At 74.1% G+C, this 18,983-nt stretch carries 16 protein-coding genes; 8 read left to right on the top strand and 8 right to left on the bottom strand.

What is annotated here, in order from left to right:
* The first annotated feature begins 67 nt into the window (after positions 1 to 67).
* The 5 genes from OIB37_RS29040 to OIB37_RS29020 all read left to right on the top strand — a co-directional run bounded on the left by OIB37_RS29040 (position 68) and on the right by OIB37_RS29020 (position 6,539).
* Positions 68 to 277, top strand: a complete 210-nt coding sequence (locus OIB37_RS29040; RefSeq protein ID WP_330460573.1) for a hypothetical protein — start codon at positions 68 to 70, stop codon at positions 275 to 277.
* 33 nt (positions 278 to 310) lie between these two features.
* Positions 311 to 3,211: a helix-turn-helix transcriptional regulator gene (locus OIB37_RS29035; RefSeq protein WP_330460572.1), complete on the top strand. Its 2,901-nt coding sequence runs from the start codon at positions 311 to 313 to the stop codon at positions 3,209 to 3,211.
* Between the two features lie 201 nt (positions 3,212 to 3,412).
* The gene (locus OIB37_RS29030; RefSeq protein ID WP_330460571.1) at positions 3,413 to 4,204 is read left to right on the top strand and encodes a S1 family peptidase; all 792 of its coding nucleotides are present in this window, start codon (positions 3,413 to 3,415) and stop codon (positions 4,202 to 4,204) included.
* Between the two features lie 233 nt (positions 4,205 to 4,437).
* Complete coding sequence (locus OIB37_RS29025; RefSeq protein WP_330460570.1) at positions 4,438 to 5,610, top strand: magnesium and cobalt transport protein CorA; 1,173 nt, start codon at positions 4,438 to 4,440, stop codon at positions 5,608 to 5,610.
* An 86-nt stretch (positions 5,611 to 5,696) separates the two neighbouring features.
* A complete protein-coding gene (locus OIB37_RS29020; RefSeq protein ID WP_330460569.1) occupies positions 5,697 to 6,539 on the top strand; it encodes a patatin-like phospholipase family protein in 843 nt (280 codons plus the stop codon).
* Positions 6,540 to 6,663: 124 nt separating this feature from the next.
* Here the strand turns inward: OIB37_RS29020 and OIB37_RS29015 are convergent, their stop codons facing one another.
* The gene (locus OIB37_RS29015) at positions 6,664 to 7,242 is read right to left on the bottom strand and encodes a TIGR03668 family PPOX class F420-dependent oxidoreductase (RefSeq protein WP_330460568.1); all 579 of its coding nucleotides are present in this window, start codon (positions 7,240 to 7,242) and stop codon (positions 6,664 to 6,666) included.
* Positions 7,243 to 7,259: 17 nt separating this feature from the next.
* Entirely contained in the window at positions 7,260 to 7,910 is a 651-nt protein-coding gene (locus OIB37_RS29010; protein WP_330460567.1) for a phosphoribosyltransferase, read from the bottom strand.
* Between the two features lie 305 nt (positions 7,911 to 8,215).
* On the opposite strand from OIB37_RS29010, the gene OIB37_RS29005 reads away from it, so the two are divergent.
* Positions 8,216 to 8,656, top strand: a complete 441-nt coding sequence (locus OIB37_RS29005; RefSeq protein ID WP_330460566.1) for an SRPBCC family protein — start codon at positions 8,216 to 8,218, stop codon at positions 8,654 to 8,656.
* Between the two features lie 43 nt (positions 8,657 to 8,699).
* On the opposite strand, the gene OIB37_RS29000 is transcribed toward OIB37_RS29005, so the two are convergent.
* The 5 genes from OIB37_RS29000 to OIB37_RS28980 all read right to left on the bottom strand — a co-directional run bounded on the left by OIB37_RS29000 (position 8,700) and on the right by OIB37_RS28980 (position 14,805).
* On the bottom strand, positions 8,700 to 9,341 hold the full coding sequence (locus OIB37_RS29000) for a LysE family translocator (RefSeq protein ID WP_330460565.1): 642 nt from the start codon (positions 9,339 to 9,341) through the stop codon (positions 8,700 to 8,702).
* A 183-nt stretch (positions 9,342 to 9,524) separates the two neighbouring features.
* Positions 9,525 to 10,760, bottom strand: a complete 1,236-nt coding sequence (locus OIB37_RS28995) for an XdhC family protein (protein WP_330460564.1) — start codon at positions 10,758 to 10,760, stop codon at positions 9,525 to 9,527.
* Between the two features lie 118 nt (positions 10,761 to 10,878).
* Positions 10,879 to 13,299 (bottom strand): xanthine dehydrogenase family protein molybdopterin-binding subunit, encoded by a 2,421-nt coding sequence (locus OIB37_RS28990; RefSeq protein WP_330460563.1) that lies wholly within the window; start codon positions 13,297 to 13,299, stop codon positions 10,879 to 10,881.
* Position 13,300: 1 nt separating this feature from the next.
* On the bottom strand, positions 13,301 to 13,903 hold the full coding sequence (locus OIB37_RS28985) for a (2Fe-2S)-binding protein (protein WP_330460562.1): 603 nt from the start codon (positions 13,901 to 13,903) through the stop codon (positions 13,301 to 13,303).
* Complete coding sequence (locus OIB37_RS28980; RefSeq protein ID WP_330460561.1) at positions 13,903 to 14,805, bottom strand: FAD binding domain-containing protein; 903 nt, start codon at positions 14,803 to 14,805, stop codon at positions 13,903 to 13,905. The genes OIB37_RS28985 and OIB37_RS28980 overlap by 1 nt, the downstream gene beginning before the upstream one ends.
* Before the next feature lie 358 nt (positions 14,806 to 15,163).
* Between OIB37_RS28980 and OIB37_RS28975 the strand changes: the two genes are divergently transcribed.
* Positions 15,164 to 16,837, top strand: a complete 1,674-nt coding sequence (locus OIB37_RS28975) for a PucR family transcriptional regulator (RefSeq protein WP_330460560.1) — start codon at positions 15,164 to 15,166, stop codon at positions 16,835 to 16,837.
* A 151-nt stretch (positions 16,838 to 16,988) separates the two neighbouring features.
* Complete coding sequence (locus tag OIB37_RS28970; RefSeq protein WP_330460559.1) at positions 16,989 to 17,771, top strand: hypothetical protein; 783 nt, start codon at positions 16,989 to 16,991, stop codon at positions 17,769 to 17,771.
* A 267-nt stretch (positions 17,772 to 18,038) separates the two neighbouring features.
* Here OIB37_RS28970 and OIB37_RS28965 read toward each other — a convergent pair whose 3' ends face one another.
* The gene (locus OIB37_RS28965) at positions 18,039 to 18,797 is read right to left on the bottom strand and encodes a GntR family transcriptional regulator (protein WP_443058291.1); all 759 of its coding nucleotides are present in this window, start codon (positions 18,795 to 18,797) and stop codon (positions 18,039 to 18,041) included.
* Between the last annotated feature and the right edge of the window lie 186 nt (positions 18,798 to 18,983).

The following is an 18,983-nucleotide window of genomic DNA, read 5'->3' as shown; positions in this document are numbered from 1 at the left end:
TCGGGGCGGCGAGAGCGGTCGGGGCGGCGAGAGCGGTCGGGGCGGTCGTGGCGGTGACAACCTGGTGATGGCGGCCAAGGCGGTGACGACCGTGGTGATGATGACCGTGGCGGTGACGACCGTGGTGACGGCTGTGGTGACGGCTGTGGTGACGGCTGTGGTGGTGACGACCGCGCGGAAACCCGGGCGCGCGCGTGCCGTCGCTTTGAATTCCCCTTGCCCGTTTGTTATTTCCCTCACCAGGGCTTCCGTCCGAATTTCAGGGATCGTTGCCTAGAATTTGGCCCGAACACGACACACGAGGGGAGCGGTGACCGTGCGACGGGACTTCCAGGAGCCTGCCCGATGCCGCCCCGACCTGGTCATCGGCCGCGAGGAGCTGTTCGCGAGCGCACGGGAGCAAATCGCCTCCGGGGGCAGTGTGCTGCTCCACGGCCCCGCCGGAATTGGGAAATCGACCGTCCTGCGGGCATTGGCCGAGGAATACGGCGCGACGGCGCGCACGGTGTTGCGCTGCTCCGCGACGGAGTCCGAATCGCACCTCCCCTTCCTCGCCCTCGCCGACCTCCTCGGCCTGGTCCTCGACGAGGTCGCGCCGCGGCTGCCCGTCGCCCAGCGCACCGCCCTGGAGTCGGCGCTGACCGGCCGCGGCGAGTCCAGCCTCCTGCGCGACGGCCTCGCCCTGCGCCTGGCGGTGCTCTCCGCGCTGCGCACGCTCGCCGCCCGGGGTCCGGTGCTGGTCGTCGCCGACGACCTGCAGTGGCTGGACCCGGCCAGCGCCGAACTGCTCGGCTTCGCCGCCCGCCGCCTGGAGGGCACCCCGGTGCAACTGCTGTGCGCGGTCCGCACGGAGGGACCGCAGAGCCAGGAGTACGACCGCCACCTGCGCGCCTGCCCGCCGGGCACCGTCGCCGTCCGCCTCGGCCCGCTGAACCGCACCCAGGTGGCGCGGCTGCTCGACCACCGCGGTCACGGCGGCCTGCCCCGCTCCACCGTCCGCGAGATCCACCGCACCAGCGGCGGCAACCCGCTGTTCGCCCTGGAACTCGGCCGCGCCCTCGCCGACAGCCCCACCCCGCCCCGGCCGGGCGAGCCGCTGCCGGTGCCGACCTCGCTGCGCGCGCTGGTGCTCAGCCGGCTGGACATGCTGTCGGTCGAGGCCCGCCGCACCCTGCTGGTGGCCAGCGCCGGCGCCCGGCCCACCCCGGCGCTGCTGCACGCGGCCGGCCGGGAGAACGCCGAGGCCGAGTGCGCCCAGGCCGCCGAACTCGGGCTGCTCGCCACCGAGCCGGACGCCCCGGCCGTACGGTTCGCGCACCCGCTCATCTCCGCCGCGCTGTACGCGGAGGCGCCCGCGCCGGAACGGCGGGCCGCGCACGCCGCGTTGTCCACCGCGGCCTCCGACCCGATCGAACGGGCCCGGCACCTGGCCCTGGCCACCGCCGGCACCGACCCGGAGGTGGCGGCCCGGCTCGCCGGGGCCGCGACCCTCGCCCGGGACCGGGGCGCCCCGTCGGTGGCGGCCCAGCTGGGGCTGCTCGCGGCCCGGCGAACCCCCGCCGACAGCCGCCCCGGTCCCGAGGAGCGCCGGCTCCAGGCCGCCGAGGACGCGATCACCGCGGGCGAGGTCGATCTGGCCCGGGACATCGCCCGCGAGGTGCTCAGCCGGTCGAGTGTGCCCGCCGAGCGGGTGCGGGCCTGGATGATCGTCATCGACACCGCGGGCCACACCATGGCCGTGGTCGACTCGGTCTTCCCGCAGGCGCTCGCCGACGCCGGGGACGACCCGCGGCTGCTGGCCCTCGTGCACTACCAGCTGGCCTGGCGGGCGCTGATCGTGGAGGGCGACTTCACCGAGGCCCGCGAGGCCGCCGCGCACGCGGCCGACCTCGCCGCGCGCGGCGCCGACCGGCGCACCGAGCTGCTCGCGCTGGCCTTCCAGGCGCAGACGGAGACCCTGATGGGTCATCCGGAGGCCCCGCGCACCATCAAGCGTGCCCTGAAGGAGCCCCAGGATCCCCGGGTGGCGTGCCATCACAACGGCGCGGGCAGCGCCCGGTTCCGCTGGCTGGTCATGGGCGACCAGCTGGGCGAGGCCCGGACGACGGTGACCGCGCTGCTGGGCGAGGTGCGCCGGCGAGGCTCGGTGGAGAGCGAGGTGCACTTCCTGCGCGGGCTGGCCGAGACCGAGCTGCACGCCGGGCACTGCGGGCGCGCCCTGGAACTGGCCCGCGACAGCCTCCGGCTGGCCCGGGACTCCGGGATCGGGGAGACCGCCTCGGCGATGCTCACCTCGCTGGCCGAGGCCTCGGGCGGGGACGTGGACCGTGCCCTGGCCCTGGCCCGGGAGGCGGTGGAGCACGCCGAGGAGGACGGCGACCAGATGTACCTGTCCCGGGCCCTGGCCGCTCTCGGCTACGCCCAGTTGGTGGCCGGCGATCCCTCGGGCACGGTCCGCTCGCTGCGCCGGGTGCGCCGGCTGGAGCGGGACCTCGGCATCACCGACCCGGCGCGCGGCCGCTGGCACGGTGACCTCGCCGAGGCGCTGGTCCGTATCGGTGAACCGGCCGAGGCCCAGGACCTCATCGACGCCAGCCGCGAGCACGCCCTCCGGCTCGGCCGGGAGAGCGTGCTCGCCGTCCTCGACCGGGCCGAGGCCCTGGTCCGGGCCGCCCGCGGCGACCAGGAGGCCGCCGTCGCCCAGCTGACGTCCGCTCAGGACCGGCTCGCCAAGCTCGGCTACGGCCTGGAGGAGGCGCGGGCCGCGTTCGCCCTGGCCCGGCTGCGCGCCCGGCGCGCGGAGGACGGCGGCGGCCGCGCGGAGGACGGGATCGGGCCGGCCGAGGGCGGGGACGGCAGGCGGACGGACAGCGGGAACAGGCGGACGGCGGCGTACGACGAGGCCACCCGGCTGTTCCGGCGCTGCCGGGCGCTGCCGTGGCTGCGCCAAGTGGACGAAGCCCGTGCCACGCCCGAGCCCGGACCCGCCGTCGAGGTGCCGGACGCGCTGGACGCCCTGGCCCCGCTGGCCTCGATGGAGCGTCAGGTCGCCGCGCTGGTCATGGAGGGAGCCACCAACCGGGAGATAGCCGCCCGGCTGTTCGTCAGTGTCAAGACGGTGGAGGCGACCCTGACCCGGGTCTACCGCAAGCTGGGGATCCGGTCGCGGGTGGACATCGTCCGATTGGCGGCAGGTCGCCGAGCGAAGTGACCCCGCCCCCGGTTAACTGAGCCGGACCGAGGGTTTTCCCTCCCCTGCCCCCCTAGGGGGTTCCCTCATTGGGAGGCGGGAGTTCCGGGTCCTAGCGTAAGGGCGTGCCGCTCGCCCGGGCACACGGGGTCGGTCCGCCGCCCCGTGCTCTACCCCCCACACCCGTGCGAACCCCACCGGCAACCCTCACTGAGGAGACTCATGTTCGGGCTCAGAGGTGCCAGAAAGACCGCCATGACCGTGGCGGCCGCCGCCGCGGCGGCCACGACCGCGCTGCTCGTCGCCCCCACCGCGAGCGCCGCCCCCCAGCCCATCGTGGGCGGTACCACCACGACCACGACCGCGTACCCGTTCATGATGCAGATCACGGACGCCTCCGGTAACCAGTTTTGCGGTGGCACCCTGGTCGCGGCCAAGAAGGTCGTGACGGCCGCGCACTGCATGGTCGGCGAGTCGACCGGGAGTGTCCGCGTGGTCGGCGGCCGCACCTACCTCAACGGCACCAACGGCACCGTGAGCCGGGTCAGCAAGATCTGGATCAACCCTGACTACACCGACGCCACCAACGGCGACGACGTGGCCGTACTGACCCTTTCGACGTCGATGCCGTACACGCCGGCGTCGTACGTCTCCTCCTCCCAGACGGGCGTCTACGCGGCCGGCACCACGGCCCGGATCCTCGGCTGGGGCACCACATCGGAGAACGGCAGCTCCTCCAACCAGCTGCGGACCGCGACCGTCCCGGTCGTGTCCGACTCGAGCTGCCAGAGCTCCTACGGTTCGGACTTCGTCCAGACCGACATGGTTTGCGCCGGATACACGTCCGGCGGCGTAGACACCTGCCAGGGCGACAGCGGCGGTCCCCTGCTCATCGGGGGCGCCCTGGCAGGGATCACTTCCTGGGGAGAGGGGTGCGCGGAGGCCGGTTTCCCGGGTGTCTACACCCGGCTGACCACCTTCTCGGACCTGGTGACCGCACAGGTCAACTCCTGACCCGGAACACTTCCCGAGCCTCCCTCGGGTGACAGCCAGGGGGGCGCTGCGAGCGACCACGAGCGGCCCGCAGCGCCTCCCTATCCATCTCCACACGCTCGGCGTCCTTCACGGGCGTGCGACGCGCCTTCCCCGCGTACGTTTCACGCCCCCCGGTGCGCCGGGCCGCCGCTATCCTGCACGTACCCCGCTTCGTGATCACGGCGTACGCAGGTTCGACGGAGAGGCAGCCGATGCCCGAGCGTCCTGACGGCAGGAACGGCGGCCGCGACGGCGGCAGGAACGGCGGCCGGAGGCCGGTCCGGCGCCGCGCCCCCGCGTCACCGCAGCCGGGGGCGGGCGAGCCCGGGGCGGCCCAGGGGCAGCCCGAGGAGCCGGCCGGGCCCGCGAGCGTCGTCCAGGCGGCCCTGTACCGGGACGGTGTCCGCGTCTCCTCCCCCGCCGGCCTCGCCGAGACCTTCCGCGAGCTGCGCGAGCGGCCGGCCGGCATGGCGTGGATCGGCCTCGCCCGCCCCACGGAGGACGAACTCCTGTCGCTGGCGGCCGAGTTCGACCTGCATCCGCTCGCGGTCGAGGACGCGATGGAGGCGCATCAGCGGCCGAAACTGGAGAGGTACGGCGACACGCTGTTCGTGGTCCTGCGCGCCGCCCGCTACCTGGACGCGTCGGAGGAGGTCGACTTCGGGGAACTGCACGTCTTCGTGGGCCCCGACTTCGTCATCACGGTCCGGCACGGCGCGGCCCCGGACCTGTCCGCGGTCCGCCGCCGCATGGAGGACTCCCCCGAACTGCTGGCGCTGGGTCCGGAGGCGGTCCTGTACGCGATCCTCGACGCGGTGGTCGACGGGTACGCGCCGGTCGTCGCCGGGGTGCAGAACGACATCGACGAGATCGAGACCGAGGTCTTCCGCGGCGACCCCGAGGTCTCCCGGCGCATCTACGAACTCTCCCGCGAGACGGTCGAGTTCCAGCGGGCCACCCGCCCGCTCGTGGGCATGCTGCACGGCCTGATGGCGGGCTTCGCCAAGTACGAGACCGACGAGGAACTCCAGCGCTACCTGCGGGACGTCGCCGACCACGTCACGCACATCAGCGAACGCGTCGACGTCTTCCGCCAGGCACTCACCGACATCCTCACCGTCAACGCGACGCTGGTCACCCAGCAGCAGAACGCGGAGATGCGGGCGCTGGCGGAGGCGGGGTTCGAGCAGAACGAGGAGGTCAAGAAGATCTCCAGCTGGGCGGCCATCCTGTTCGCGCCGACACTCGTCGGCACCATCTACGGCATGAACTTCGCCCATATGCCGGAGCTGCACTGGTGGCTGGGCTACCCGTTCGCGATCGGGCTGATGGGCGTCGTCTGCACGACCCTGTACCTCGTCTTCAAGCGCCGCGACTGGCTCTGACAGGACCCCTGATGGAACGCTCGCGGCCGGGTCCGGCGTCCTCACCGGAGGGCCGTCGACGGGTTCACGGACTTCAAGGAGCGTGTATGAGCGAGGCGTTGGTGCTGGGCGGTGGCGGTGTGGGCGGGATCGCCTGGATCACCGGACTGCTGGCGGGGCTCGCCGACGGCGGGCAGGACGTGACCGGGGCCGGTCTGCTGGTGGGTACGTCCGCGGGGGCGGCCGTCGCGGCCCAGGTGGGCAGCGGACTCGGCCTGGAGGAGCTGTACGCCCGGCAGGTGGACCCCGCGCTGCAGTCCGCCGAGATCATGGCCGAGATGGACCTGGAGAAGTTCGCCGCGGAGATCGGCGCCGCACTGGGCGCCGCCGCGTCGGTGCCGGAGATGCGGCGCGCGGTAGGACGCGTGGCGCTGGCGGCCCGTACCGTCTCCGAACCGGAGCGCCTCGCGGTGATCGAGTCCCGGCTGCCGTCGCGCACCTGGCCGGGGCGCGCGCTGAAGGTCGTCGCCGTCGACGCCGGGAGCGGCGAGCCCCGTGTCTTCGACAAGGACTCCGGCGTACCGCTCGTCGACGCCGTCGCCGCGAGCTGCGCCGTGCCGGGCGTCTGGCCCCCGGTCTCCATCGACGGCCGCCGCTACGTCGACGGCGGTGTCCGCTCGATGGCGAACGCCGACTACGCCGCCGGCGCCGACCGGGTGCTGGTCGTCGTCCCGATGGGCGTCACCGAGCCCTTCCCCAGCGAACGGCCCGTGGAGCGCGCGATCGAGGAACTCCGAGCCCGGGGCGCCGAGGTGGCGGTCGTCGCCCCCGACGAGGCATCGCTGGAGGCCATCGGCGACAACCCCCTTGACCCCGCCACCCGCCGCCCGGCCGCGGAGGCGGGCCGCGCGCAGGGGCGAGGGCTGGGGGCGCTCTGGGGACAGGGCTGAGGAGGGCGGGCTGAAGAGCGCGGGGCGGCCCGAGGGGTCCGGACCGGACCTCCGAGCGCCCCTCCCGGGGCCTGTCCTGTGGGTCGGGTCCGCCGACGAAAGCGCGCGGGCTCGGACGCCGGGCTCAGCCGCCCGAGCCCGGCCGGCGCGCCTCCCATCCCGTCCACCGCCGTACGGTGACAGCGATGACCGGTCCGGTCGGCGGACGGTCACGGTACTGCGGGTACTTCGCCCGGAGGGCCTCGACGGCGGTCTCGTACGCGTGTCGTACGGCCGCGTCGGCAGCGTCGGTCGGGCGGGCCTCGTCGGCCGGGCCGGCCGTGCCGGGGTCGCGGGGCAGTGCTCCCGCGTCTTCGGCCTCGCCCGGCGCGTCGGCCGGGTCGGGCCGGGCCGGCGGCGGCGGGAGGACACATGCCTCGCCGTCGACGCGGGCCCACCACAGCTGGTCCCAGTCCTCGTCGTAGGCGTCGGCGAGGAGGCAGACCGAGGGGTGGGCGGCGATGTTGGCGAGCCGCTTGAGGTCGGTGGTCGTCTTGGGCTTGTGGTCCACCGCGGTGACGATGCGATCGGTGCCGCCTTCGGTGTGCCGGGCGAAGACGACCGGGACCTGATGGGGGCGGCCCGTCGCGTCGGTCGTGGCCAGGCGGGCCACGCGCGCCGTGGTGAAGCGGCGGCGCGCCTCGGCCGCGTTCAGTGCGGGCATGCGCACTCCCTGGGGGCTCAGTCGGTGTGCGGCGCGTCGAGCGCGTCGAGCACTTCCGCGTCGGTCAGTTGTGCGAAGTCGTCGTACCACTGACCGACCGCGCAGAAACCGGCCGGCCGGAGCGGACAGACCACCATGTCGGCCTCTGCGGCCAGCAGGGCGACGGACTCCGGGGCACCTACGGGGACGGCGAGGACGAGCCGGGCCGGCTGCCGACGGCGCGCATGGCGCAGGGCGGCGCGGGCGGTGGCGCCGGTGGCGAGGCCGTCGTCGACGACGATCACCGTACGGCCCGTCAGGTCGAGGGGCGGGCGGTCGCCCCGGTAGCGGCGCTCGCGGCGCCGCAGTTCCCGCCGCTCCCGCTCCACCACGGAGGCGAGCCGCCCCTCGGTCAGGCCGAGACGGGCGAGGGTGGCGAGGTCGAAGAGGGGCGGGTCGTCGGCGGCGAGCGCGCCGACGGCGAACTCCTCGTGGTGCGGAGCGCCGATCTTGCGGACGACGAGCACGTCGAGCGGGGCCCCGAGGGCGCGGGCGACCGGCCCGGCGACGGCGATCCCCCCGCGGGGCAGGGCCAGGACGACGGGGTCGGGGAGTTCCCCGCGGTCGTGCAGGTCCTTGAGCAGGCCGGCGAGTTCCCGGCCGGCCTCGGCGCGGTCCCGGAAACGCATGGGCCCGTCCTCTCCGCAGAGGTCCTTTCCGCCTTCGTACCTCCATGGTGCTACGGCGCCGCCTCGCGGCGCTCACCCGGTCCGGGGGCGAGCAGCCAGGGCGAGGATTCGTACACACATACTATGAACACCGTGTATAGCTGTCGGCCCGTGCCCCTCGCGCCCGGGAGGCCGGAGTCCCGGCGAAGCCGCCGTCCCGGAGTCGGCGAGCGACGGTACGAACGTCGTACCGCGGACTGTCCGCCAGGCAGGTGAGGCGGCGGCCAACGCGCTGGTGGCGGGCCACGATTCCCTACGATCGTGCCGTGCCCCTCTTCACGCTTGAACGTACGGTGCCGCTCCCCCTCGACGAGGCGTGGCGGCGGCTCACGGACTGGCCCCGCCACGGTGACGTGGTACCGCTGACCCACGTCACCGTGCTCACCCCCGGGCCGACCCGCGAGGGCACCCGTGTCGTGGCCCGCTCGGGCATCGGGCCGTTCGTCTTCGAGGACCCGATGGAGGTGACGCTCTGGCATCCGCCGGCCGACGGCGAGCCGGGGCTGTGCCACCTGGAGAAGCGTGGCCGGGTGGTCCTGGGCTGGGCCGCGATCGAGGTCAGGCCGGGGCCCGGTGGCCGTACCCGTGTGCTGTGGCGGGAGGACCTGCGGATCCGCTTCCTGCCCGGCGCCTTCGACGGCGTGGTGGAGGGAACGGCGCGCACGGTGTTCGGGCGGGCGGTGAACCAGCTGCTCAGGAAGGAGTGAGCCGGAGCGCCGGGTCCCTGCCGGGTGATGCCGAAGGACCCGGTCAGTCCTTGCGGCCGGTCACCGCGACCGTCACCCCCAGGCCGACCATCGCCAGTCCGCCCACTCCGCCGACGGCCGCGAGCCGCCGGGGCGAGCGGGCGAACCAGTCGCGGGCGGCCGAGGCGCCCAGCCCCCAGACGCTGTCGGAGGCGAGGGCGATGGCGTTGAAGACCAGGCCGAGCAGCAGCATCTGGGCCGGGACGTGCCCCTGGTCGCGGCTCACGAACTGGGGCAGGACGGCGGCGAAGAAGACCATCGTCTTGGGGTTGGCCACGCCGACCGCGAACCCCTCCCCCAGCGTGCGCAGGCCGCCGTGCGCCGGGCCGCCGGACTCCGCGAACGCGGCCCGCAGCGAACCGCGTTGCCGCCATGCCCGCACGCCGAGGTACACCAGGTAGGCGGCGCCGGCGAGCTTCAGCACCGTGAAGACCAGTACCGAGCGCTCCACGATCGATCCGATGCCGAGCGCCACGGCCACGACGAGCACGTAGGCGCCGATCGTGTTGCCCACGACGGTGGTCAGCGCCGCCCGGCGCCCGTGCGCCAGCGCCCGCCCGACCACGAACAGCACGCTGGGGCCGGGCACCACGATGAGCAGGAGGGACAGGGCCGCGAAGGCCGACAACCGGTCGGTGGACACCATGGGCCCATGCAAGCACAGGGGTGGCGGCGGGCGGCAAGCGCTTTTCGGCGCCCTGCGGCCCTCTGCCGCCGCTCCCTGCCCCCGCCGGCTCGTCCCCTCCGGCCTCTGGCGCCTCGGGCACCCTCGGGCGCCCCGGCGGGGCCTCAGGTGCCCTGAGGCCGCCTCAGGCGGTCTCGGGCGGCCTCAGGCCACCGACCCGATCCGGACCGCCGGCCGTGCGGCCGTGTCCCGGTGGATCGGGGTGTGCGCCCCGGTGAGCGACAGCCCGCTCCCGCCCCGCCGGTCGGCGACGATCTCCGCCGCGATGGACAGCGCCGTCTCCTCCGGGGTCCGGGCACCGAGGTCGAGGCCGATCGGGGAACGCAGGCGGGCCAGCTCCAGTTCGGTGGCGCCGGCTTCGCGCAGGCGCTCGCAGCGGTCGAGGTGGGTGCGCCGGGATCCCATCGCACCGACGTAGGCGACCGGCAGGCGCAGGGCCAGCCGCAGCAGCGGTACGTCGAACTTGGCGTCGTGGGTGAGGACGCACAGGACGGTACGGCCGTCGGTCTCGGTGCGCTCCAGGTACCGGTGCGGCCAGTCGACGACGATCTCGTCGGCCTCGGGGAAGCGGGCCCGGGTGGCGAACACGGGGCGGGCGTCGCACACCGTGACGTGGTGGCCGAGGAACTTCCCCACCCTGACCAGGGCCGCCGCGAAGTCGATCGCGCCGAACACGATCATCCGGGGCGGGGGGACGGAGGACTCGACCAGGACGGTGAGCGGGGAGCCGCAGCGCGCGCCCTGCTCACCGACCTCCAGGGTGCCGGTGCGGCCCGCGTCCAGGAAGGCACCGGCCTCGGCGGCGACGGTCCGGTCCAGCTCGGGGTGGACGCCGAAGCCGCCGTCGTAGGAGCCGTGTGAGCTGTGCGCACTACGGGCACTGTGGGAGCCGTGGGGGAAACGGTCGCGGGAGCCGTCGTAGGCGCTGTCCGAGGTGCCGTCGCGGCGCACGAGCAGGGCGCGGCCCAGCAGCTCGGCCGGGCCCGCCACGATCCGCGCGAGCGCCGCCGTCTCCCCCCGCGCGGCCGCCGACAGCGTCGCCGCGAGCACCGGCCGGGCGGCGTCGGCCGCGCGGACCGGCGTGACGAGGACGTCGATGACGCCGCCGCAGGTCAGGCCGACGGCGAAGGCGTCCGCGTCGCTGTACCCGAAGCGCTCCAGCACGGTCTCGCCGTCCTGGAGCGCCTGCCGGCACAGCTCGTACACGGCACCCTCCACGCACCCGCCGGAGACCGAGCCGAGGGCGGCGCCGTCGGCGTCCACCGCGAGGGCGGCGCCGGGCCCGTGCGGGGCGCTGCCGCCGACGGCCACCACGGTGGCGACGGCGAAGTCACGGCCCTGCTCGGCCCACCGGTTCAGTTCCTCGGCGATGTCCAGCATCTCTCGGCCTCCTCACGGGATCGCGCGACAGCGGGAGTTCGGCGGGGGACGTCTCCCGCGCACCGCACGCGCGCGGGAGTCACGGCCCCGGACGTGCGCCGGCCGAGGCCCCGGAGGGTCATGGCCCCGTGAGGTGTTCGGGCCGTACCGGCGTACGGTCGAGCTCCAGCCCGGTCGCGTCCCGGATCGCCGCGAGGACGGCCGGTGTGGACGACAGGGTGGGGGCCTCGCCGACGCCGCGCAGGCCGTACGGGGCGTTGTGGTCGGCGAGTTCGAGGAGGTCGACGGGGATGCTCGGCGTGTCGAGGATGGTCGGGATCAGGTAGTCCGTGAACGACGGGTTGCGCACCTTCGCCGTCTTCGGGTCGACGACGATCTCCTCCATGACGGCGATGCCCAGACCCTGGGTCGTACCGCCCTGGATCTGCCCGGTGACGGAGAGCGGGTTGAGGGCCTTGCCGACGTCCTGGGCGCAGGCCAGTTCGATCACCTTGACCAGGCCGAGTTCGGTGTCGACCTCGACGACCGCGCGGTGCGCGGCGAAGGAGTACTGGACGTGCCCGTTGCCCTGGCCGGTGCGCAGGTCGAAGGGCTCGGTCGGCCGGTGCCGCCATTCCTCCTCGACCTCGACGGCCTCGTCGCCGAGGACGTCCGCCAGGCCGGCGAGCACCTCGCCCGCGTCGGTGACGACCTTGCCGCCCTCCAGCAGGAGTTCGGCGGTGGCCCAGGCGGGGTGGTAGCTGCCGAACCGGCGCCGGCCCAGCTCCAGGACCTGCTCGCGGACCAGCTCGCAGGCGTGCCGTACGGCGCCGCCGGTGACGTACGTCTGCCGGGAGGCGGAGGTCGAACCGGCGCTGCCCACCTGGGTGTCGGCGGGGTGGATGGTCACCTGGGAGACGCCGAGTTCGGTACGGGCGATCTGTGCGTGGACGGTGACCCCGCCCTGGCCGACCTCCGCCATCGCGGTGTGCACGGTGGCGACGGGTTCGCCGCCCACCACCTCCATGCGCACCTTGGCGGTGGAGTAGTCGTCGAAGCCCTCGGAGAAGCCGACGTTCTTGATGCCGACCGCGTAGCCGATCCCCCGTACGACGCCCTCGCCGTGGGTGGTGTTGGACAGACCGCCGGGCAGCTGCCGTACGTCGGCGCCCTCGCTGGACTCCCACTGGCGTTCGGGCGGCAGGGGCATCGCCCTGACGCGGCGCAGGAGTTCGGCGACCGGGGCCGGGGAGTCGACCCGTTGTCCGGTCGGCAGGAGGCTGCCCTGCTCCATCGCGTTGCGCTGCCGGAACTCCACCGGGTCCATGCCGAGGCGCTTCGCCAGCTTGTCCATCTGCGCCTCGTAGGCGAAGCAGGCCTGGACCGCGCCGAAGCCGCGCATGGCGCCGCAGGGCGGGTTGTTGGTGTAGAGCGCGAGGGCCTCGATGTCGACGTCGTCGACGACGTACGGTCCCACCCCTAGTGAGGCGGCGTTGCCCACCACCGCCGGGGAGGAGGACGCGTACGCGCCGCCGTCCAGGACGATGCGGGCCCTGACGTGCGTGAGCTTGCCGTCCCTGGTGGCTCCGTGCTCGTAGGTGAGCTTCGCCGGGTGCCGGTGCACGTGTCCGAAGAAGGACTCGAAGCGGTTGTAGACGATCTTCACGGGCTTGCCGGTGCGCAGGGCGAGCAGGCAGGCGTGGATCTGCATCGACAGGTCCTCGCGGCCGCCGAAGGCTCCGCCGACGCCCGACAGGGTCATGCGGACCTTGTCCTCGGGCAGGCCGAGGACGGGCGCCATCTGGCGCAGGTCGGCGTGCAGCCACTGGGTGGCGATGTAGAGGTGGACGCCGCCGTCCTCCTCGGGGACGGCGAGGCCGGATTCGGGGCCGAGGAAGGCCTGGTCCTGCATGCCGAAGGTGTACTCGCCGGTCACGATCACGTCGGCCCGCCGGGCGGCCGCCGCCGCGTCGCCGCGGACGATCGGCTGGCGGTGGACGATGTTCGGGTGCGGGACGTGACGGCTGTGGTGATCGGTGCGGTGCTCGTGGACGAGGACCGCGTCCGGGGCGGTCGCGGAGGCCTCGTCGGTGATGACGGGCAGTTCCCGGTACTCGACCCTGATCTTGGCGGCGGCGCGACGGGCCGTCTCCGGGTGGTCGGCGGCGACGATGGCGACGGGTTCGCCGTGGTGGCGGACCTTGCCGTGGGCGAGGACGGGGGTGTCCTGGATCTCCAGTCCGTAGGTGCGCGCGTCGGTGGGCAGGTCGTCGTAGGTCATGACGGCGTGGACGCCGGGGAGGGCGAGGGCCTCGGCCGTGTCGATCGACACGATCTCGGCGTGCGCGACGGTGGAGCGCAGGATCTGGCCCCACAGCATGTCCTCGTGCCACATGTCGGACGCGTACGCGAACTCGCCGGTGACCTTGAGGATGCCGTCGGGGCGCAGCGTGGACTCGCCGACGCCGCCCTTGGTCCGGGAGCCCTGCGTGATCTTCGTGGGGGCGCCGGCGGGCGCGCGGTCCCTGGCGGCAGCGGCGGTGGGCCTGCGGGGTGGCATGTCAGACCCCCTCGGACTGCCGGGCGGCCGCGAGGCGGACCGCGTCCATGATCTTCTCGTAGCCCGTGCAGCGGCACAGGTTGCCCGACAGTGCCTCGCGGATGTCCGCGTCGGTCGGGTCGGGGGTGCGCTCCAGCATCTCGTCGGCGGCGACGAGCAGGCCCGGGGTGCAGAAGCCGCACTGGACGGCGCCCGCGTCGATGAACGCCTGCTGGACCGGGGAGAGGGCGTCGGGCGCCTCGGCGGCCGGCCTGGCCTCCCAGCGCCTGGCCTCGTCCAGTGACGTGCCGGGCTCGCCGAGTGACGTGCCGGGCGCGTCGGTCGCGTCGGTCCCGTCGGTCGCGTGGGACCGCTGCCTGGCGTACTCCGCGAGGCCCTCGACGGTGACGACCTCGCGGCCCTCGGCCTGGCCGGCCGCGACCAGGCACGCGCACACCGGTACGCCGTCCAGGCGGACGGTGCAGGATCCGCACTCGCCCTGTTCACAGGCGTTCTTGGAGCCGGGCAGGCCGAGACGTTCGCGCAGGACGTACAGCAGGGACTCGCCCTCCCAGACGTCGTCGGCCTCCTGCGGGCGTCCGTTGACGGTGAGATTGACGCGCATCAGGCGGCGCCCCCTTCCGGAAAGGCGGCACGGCGGCCGCCGCGGTAGGACTCCCAGGTCCAGGTGAGCGTCCGGCGGGCCATGACGCCGACCGCGCGGCGGCGGTAGCTCGCGGTGCCGCGTACGTCGTCGATCGGGTTGCAGGCGGCGGAGCACAGGTCCGCGAACTGCTTGAGGACCGACGGGGGGAGGGTCTGACCGCCGTCCCAGAAGCCGCCCTCCTCCAGGGCAGCGTTCAGGAACTCCTCGGCGGTCGTGGCCCGTACCGGCGTGGGCGCGGCCGAGCCGATGCCGGTGCGTACGGTGCGCGTCTGCGGGTGCAGCGCGAGGCCGAAGGCGCAGACGGCGATGACCATGGCGTTGCGGGTGCCGACCTTGGAGAACTGCTGCGGGCCGTCGGCCTTCCTGATGTGCACGGCGCGGATCAGTTCGTCCGGCCGGAGCGCGTTGCGCTTGACGCCGGTGTAGAACGCGTCGATCGGGATCATCCGGATGCCGCGGGCCGCCGACTCGGCCTCGACCTCCGCGCCGGCGGCGAGCAGGGCGGGGTGGGCGTCGCCGGCGGGCGAGGCCGTGCCGAGGTTGCCGCCGACGCCGCCGCGGTTGCGGATCTGCGGGGAGGCGACCGTGTGCGAGGCGAGCGCGAGGCCCGGCAGCTCGGCACGGAGGTGCTCCATGATCCTGGTGTACGGCACGGACGCGCCCAGCCGTACGGTGTCGGCGCCCACCTCCCACTCGTGGAGATCGCCGACGCGGTCGAGGTCCATCAGGTACTCGGGCCTGCGGTGGTCGAAGTTGATCTCGACCATCACATCGGTGCCACCCGCGATCGGCACAGCCGCGGGGTGCTCGGCCTTCGCGGCGAGCGCCTCCTCCCAGCTGGCGGGGCGAAGGAAGTCCATGACCGGCTCTCTTCTTCGTGTTGTGGGCCGTGCGGACCGAGCCGATCCCCGTCCTGCGGACCCGGCTCGTCCATGACCTGTTCACGCGGCGCGGACTCAGTACACCGCCGCGTACTCCGGCAGGGTCAGTCACCGAAACCATGAAGGAGTTGGCTGGCCACAACGGTAATCTTGTAGATTCGTATGAACGGAGGTCATCGGTAACCTCTCCGTTTTCCTCAGGAAACGTTTCCTCTGGAGACGCAGGGCACGGCCGGACGACCCGGAGTACGGCCCGCGCGCCCCTGCGCCGGACCGCTCCCCCCGTCACCCGACAAGACTCATCGTAGATTTCTAGACAAAGAACGGCGGCGACGAGATGCGGCTGCGCGCACTGCTGGACACCGACGCGCTGGGCCTGCGGCTGCTCGGCGGCGAGGACGAACTGGACCGCGCGGTACGCGGTGTCATGACCACCGACCTGCGCGACCCGAGCCGCTATCTCTCCGGCGGCGAGCTGGTGCTGACGGGCCTGGCCTGGCGCCGGGACGCCGGCGACTCCGAGGCGTTCGTACGGATCCTGGTGCAGGCCGGGGTGGCCGCGCTGGCGGCCGGCGAGGCCGAGCTCAGCGACGTGCCGGACGACCTGGTGCTGGCCTGCGCCCGGCACCGGCTGCCGCTGTTCGCGGTGGACGAGTCGGTTGCGTTCGCGACGATCACCGAGCACGTCGTACGGCAGGTGTCCGGCGAGCGCGCCGGGGACCTCGCGGCGGTGGTGGACCGGCACCGGCGGATGATGACCGCGGGTCCGGCGGGCGGCGGCCCGGACGTGGTCCTGGACCTGCTCGGCTCCGACCTGGACCTGCGTGCCTGGGTGCTCTCGCCGACCGGCCGGCTGATCGCCGGTTCCAAGGTCGCGGGCCCGGAGCTGCCGGCCGAGACCTGCGCGCGGCTCGCCGCGGAGCACCTTTCGGCCACCCGTGAGGGCCGGCCCGCGCCCCACCGGGTCGTGCTGGACGGCACGGCGTACTCCCTCTTCCCGGTCCGCTCCTCCGGCCGCTCCCCGCGCGGGGAGCGGGACATACGCGAGACGGTCCTGTCGGACTGGCTGCTGGCCGTCGAGGCGGACGCCGGGGACTGGCCCGAGGAGCGCATGGACCTGCTCCAGGGCGTCACCCAGCTGATCGCCGTCGAGCGGGACCGCCGGGACGCGGCGCGCACGGTACGGCGCCGGCTCGCCCAGGAGGTGCTGGAACTGGTGCAGACGGGCGCCGCGCCCGCCGAGATCGCCGCCCGCCTGCGGGTGGCCGCGCCGGTGCTGCTGCCCGGACTCGGGGCGGCCCCGCACTGGCAGGTGGTCGTGGCCCGCGTCGAGTGGGACGGCGCCGAGGGCGAGGGCGGCCCGGTCGCCCAGTCGCTGCTGGAGGAGGTCCTGGTCGACCCGACGGCCACGGGCCCGGAGCCCTCGGACCGCATCGCCGTCGCCCACACCGGCGACGAGGCCGTCGCCCTGGTGCCGCTGCCCGCGGTCTCCTCCGAGCACGACGGCTCGGAGTCCGGCCTGCTCGCCGACGCGCTGCTCCGGGCCGTACGGGACCCGCTGTCGGCGGGCCTGACCGACGACGGGCGGCTCACCCTCGGCGTCAGCGCGGCCGTGCACTCCGCCGAGGGGCTGCGCGGCGCCCTGGAGGAGGCCCGGCACGCCCGCCGGGTCGCCGCGGCCCGCCCGGGCCGGGTCTGCGCCGCCGGCCACCAGGAGCTGGCCTCGCACGTGCTGCTGCTCCCGTTCGTCCCGGACGACGTCCGCCGCGCCTTCACGGCACGCCTGCTGGACCCGCTAAAGGAGTACGACCGACGCCACCGCGCGGAGCTGATCCCGACGCTGGAGGCGTTCCTGGAGTGCGACGGCTCCTGGACGCGCTGCGCCACCCGGCTGCACCTGCACGTCAACACGCTGCGCTACCGGGTGGGCCGCATCGAGCAGTTGACGGGTCGTGACCTTTCACGGCTGGAGGACAAGCTCGATTTCTTCCTGGCACTGCGCATGAGCTGAGGTCAGCGGGGTGCGGGGCGGTCCGGCCCGGACACGTCCCCGCCCCGCCACTTTGTGAAATCTTTCACCCACCCTCTTGGCCGGGGCCGGGCATTGGTGCTGGAATGCCGCCACCACTCAACAGCTCGACGGCGTGCTCGGGGAGGGCAACGTGGCGCATTCCGCCATGTCTGGTTACGGAACGACCCCCGGTGACGATCCTCTCCAGACCGCGGTGTGGCGGTTGCGCTCGCGGGCCTGCTGGGCCGACGCGGCGGCCCTCCTGCCGCACGACACCCCGGCGACCGCGCTGCAACGGGCCACGCTGATGGTCGAGCGGTGCCTGTACACCGAGCGGGGCTGGGCGGAGGCGGAGGACGCGCTGCGCACGGCCGAGGCGGCGGCGCACACCGACGAGGAGCGGGGGGCCGCCGCGTGCGAGCGCGGCCAGCTCGCCTACGCGGCCACGCTGCACGGGGTGCGGGACCGCGCCGACGAGGCGCGGGCCGCGCTGGGGCGGGCGGCCGCGCTGATCCCTCCGGGGACGGCGGGACGGGCCCTGCTGGACTTCCGGCGCGGGCTGATCGCCGAGAACCTCGCGCGTTCCCCGCAGGCGGCCCGCGCGGCCTACCGCCGCGCCCACGCCGGCGCCACCACCCACCCCGACCCGCTGCTGCTGTCCTTCACGTGGCGCCACCTCGCCGGACTGGCCCTGCGTGACGGGGAACTGGCCGAGGCCCGGCACGGCTTCGCCGAATCCCTGCGCATCCGTGAGGAGTTGGGGTACCTGGTGGGCACGGCTCCCGCGCTGGCGTCCCTGGCCGACGCGGAGTCCGAGCCGGAGGCGTCCCGCCTCCGGGAGGAGGCGCGCCGCCTCTTCCGCCTCCTGGGCGGCGTCCCCACCTGGCTGGCCCACCAACTGACCCCACCGGCCGCGGGAGCGGCTACCGCGTAGTGCGGGGCGGGGGCGGGGTGTTCGGGGGTGGGGCGGTTGCGGGTGGGGGCGGGGCGGTTGCGGGTGGGTGCGGGATCATCGCCGGTGCGGTCCGGTGGGGGCTCGTCGCGCAGTTCCCCGCGCCCCTATGGGCGCACAGGTCCGCCGGAAGAGTCCCGTAACCGAGGGCTCCGCACGACAAGCAGCGGGACCACCCCCAGGGGCGCGAGGAACTGCGCGACCAACCACAGCGAGCCCGCACCCGGAAGCCGGCCGCACTGAGAACCTCTAAGCCGCGCCGGCGAAGTGCTCGGACACCAGCGCGCGCACCACGTCCAGGTCCCGCGCGATCAACGCCTCGAGCAGCGCCGTGTGTTCGGCCGCGTCCGCCACGAGGTTCGCCCGGCCGTGCAGGACCGGACCGCTGACGAGCGGCCACTGGGAACGGCGGTGCAGATCCTCCGTGATCCGGACGAGCTGCTCGTTGCCGGAGAGGGCCAGCACGGCCCGGTGGAAGGCGCGGTCGGACTCCGCGTAGACGGCCGCGCACCCGGAGGACGCCGCGCGTACCGTCTCCTCCGCGAGGGGAAGGAGCGCGGCCCAGCACTCGGCGGGCACGGTGCGGGCCAGCCGCAGCATCACCGGCACCTCGATCAGCGCCCGCACCTCGGCCAGTTCGGCCAGTTCGCGGGAGCCCCGCTCGACGACCCGGAAGCCGCGGTTGGGAACGACCTCGACGGCGCCCTCGATCGCGAGCTGCTGCATGGCCTCGCGCACCGGCGTGGCCGACACCCCGAAGCGGTCGCCGAGGACCGGCGCGGAGTAGACCTCGCCGGGTACCAGTTCGCCCGACACCAGCGCCGTACGCAGCGCGTCGAGGATCTGCCCGCGCACCGAGGAGCGCTGCACGACGGTCTTCACCGGCGGCATCGGCGGCTCGCTGTGCGTGTGCTCACCGCGCACCTCCGGCGCCCCGGTGGCCCGGCCGCGGGCCACGGCCACGGCGTCGGCCTCGGCGGCGGTGGCAGCGGCGGAGCGCTGCTGCATCGGCACCCGGGCAACTGCGGCCCGCGTCACGGCGGAGTCATAGGGGCCGTGCGGCACGGGATCCTCCTCCGGCTGGTCGGCGGTCGGGGTCAGAGACGGCGGATTGTCACTTGTCCGTCAAGCACCTTAGGCGCACAAGGCGGCAGTTCAAATTCTCTCAAGAACGGCTAAGGTTAGGCTTACCTT

This window comes from Streptomyces sp. NBC_00820 (assembly GCF_036347055.1).
Lineage (GTDB): Bacteria > Actinomycetota > Actinomycetes > Streptomycetales > Streptomycetaceae > Streptomyces.
This window is presented reverse-complemented; position numbering and strand designations above follow the sequence as displayed.

Coding starts and splice junctions, on each gene's coding strand:
- OIB37_RS29040 (WP_330460573.1), top strand. CDS start 68: ATGGCGGCCAAGGCGGTGACGACCGTGGTGATGATGACCGTGGCGGTG.
- OIB37_RS29030 (WP_330460571.1), top strand. CDS start 3,413: ATGTTCGGGCTCAGAGGTGCCAGAAAGACCGCCATGACCGTGGCGGCC.
- OIB37_RS29025 (WP_330460570.1), top strand. CDS start 4,438: ATGCCCGAGCGTCCTGACGGCAGGAACGGCGGCCGCGACGGCGGCAGG.
- OIB37_RS29020 (WP_330460569.1), top strand. CDS start 5,697: ATGAGCGAGGCGTTGGTGCTGGGCGGTGGCGGTGTGGGCGGGATCGCC.
- OIB37_RS29015 (WP_330460568.1), bottom strand. CDS start 7,242: ATGCCCGCACTGAACGCGGCCGAGGCGCGCCGCCGCTTCACCACGGCG.
- OIB37_RS29010 (WP_330460567.1), bottom strand. CDS start 7,910: ATGCGTTTCCGGGACCGCGCCGAGGCCGGCCGGGAACTCGCCGGCCTG.
- OIB37_RS29000 (WP_330460565.1), bottom strand. CDS start 9,341: ATGGTGTCCACCGACCGGTTGTCGGCCTTCGCGGCCCTGTCCCTCCTG.
- OIB37_RS28995 (WP_330460564.1), bottom strand. CDS start 10,760: ATGCTGGACATCGCCGAGGAACTGAACCGGTGGGCCGAGCAGGGCCGT.
- OIB37_RS28990 (WP_330460563.1), bottom strand. CDS start 13,299: ATGCCACCCCGCAGGCCCACCGCCGCTGCCGCCAGGGACCGCGCGCCC.
- OIB37_RS28985 (WP_330460562.1), bottom strand. CDS start 13,903: ATGCGCGTCAATCTCACCGTCAACGGACGCCCGCAGGAGGCCGACGAC.
- OIB37_RS28980 (WP_330460561.1), bottom strand. CDS start 14,805: ATGGACTTCCTTCGCCCCGCCAGCTGGGAGGAGGCGCTCGCCGCGAAG.
- OIB37_RS28975 (WP_330460560.1), top strand. CDS start 15,164: ATGCGGCTGCGCGCACTGCTGGACACCGACGCGCTGGGCCTGCGGCTG.
- OIB37_RS28965 (WP_443058291.1), bottom strand. CDS start 18,797: ATGCAGCAGCGCTCCGCCGCTGCCACCGCCGCCGAGGCCGACGCCGTG.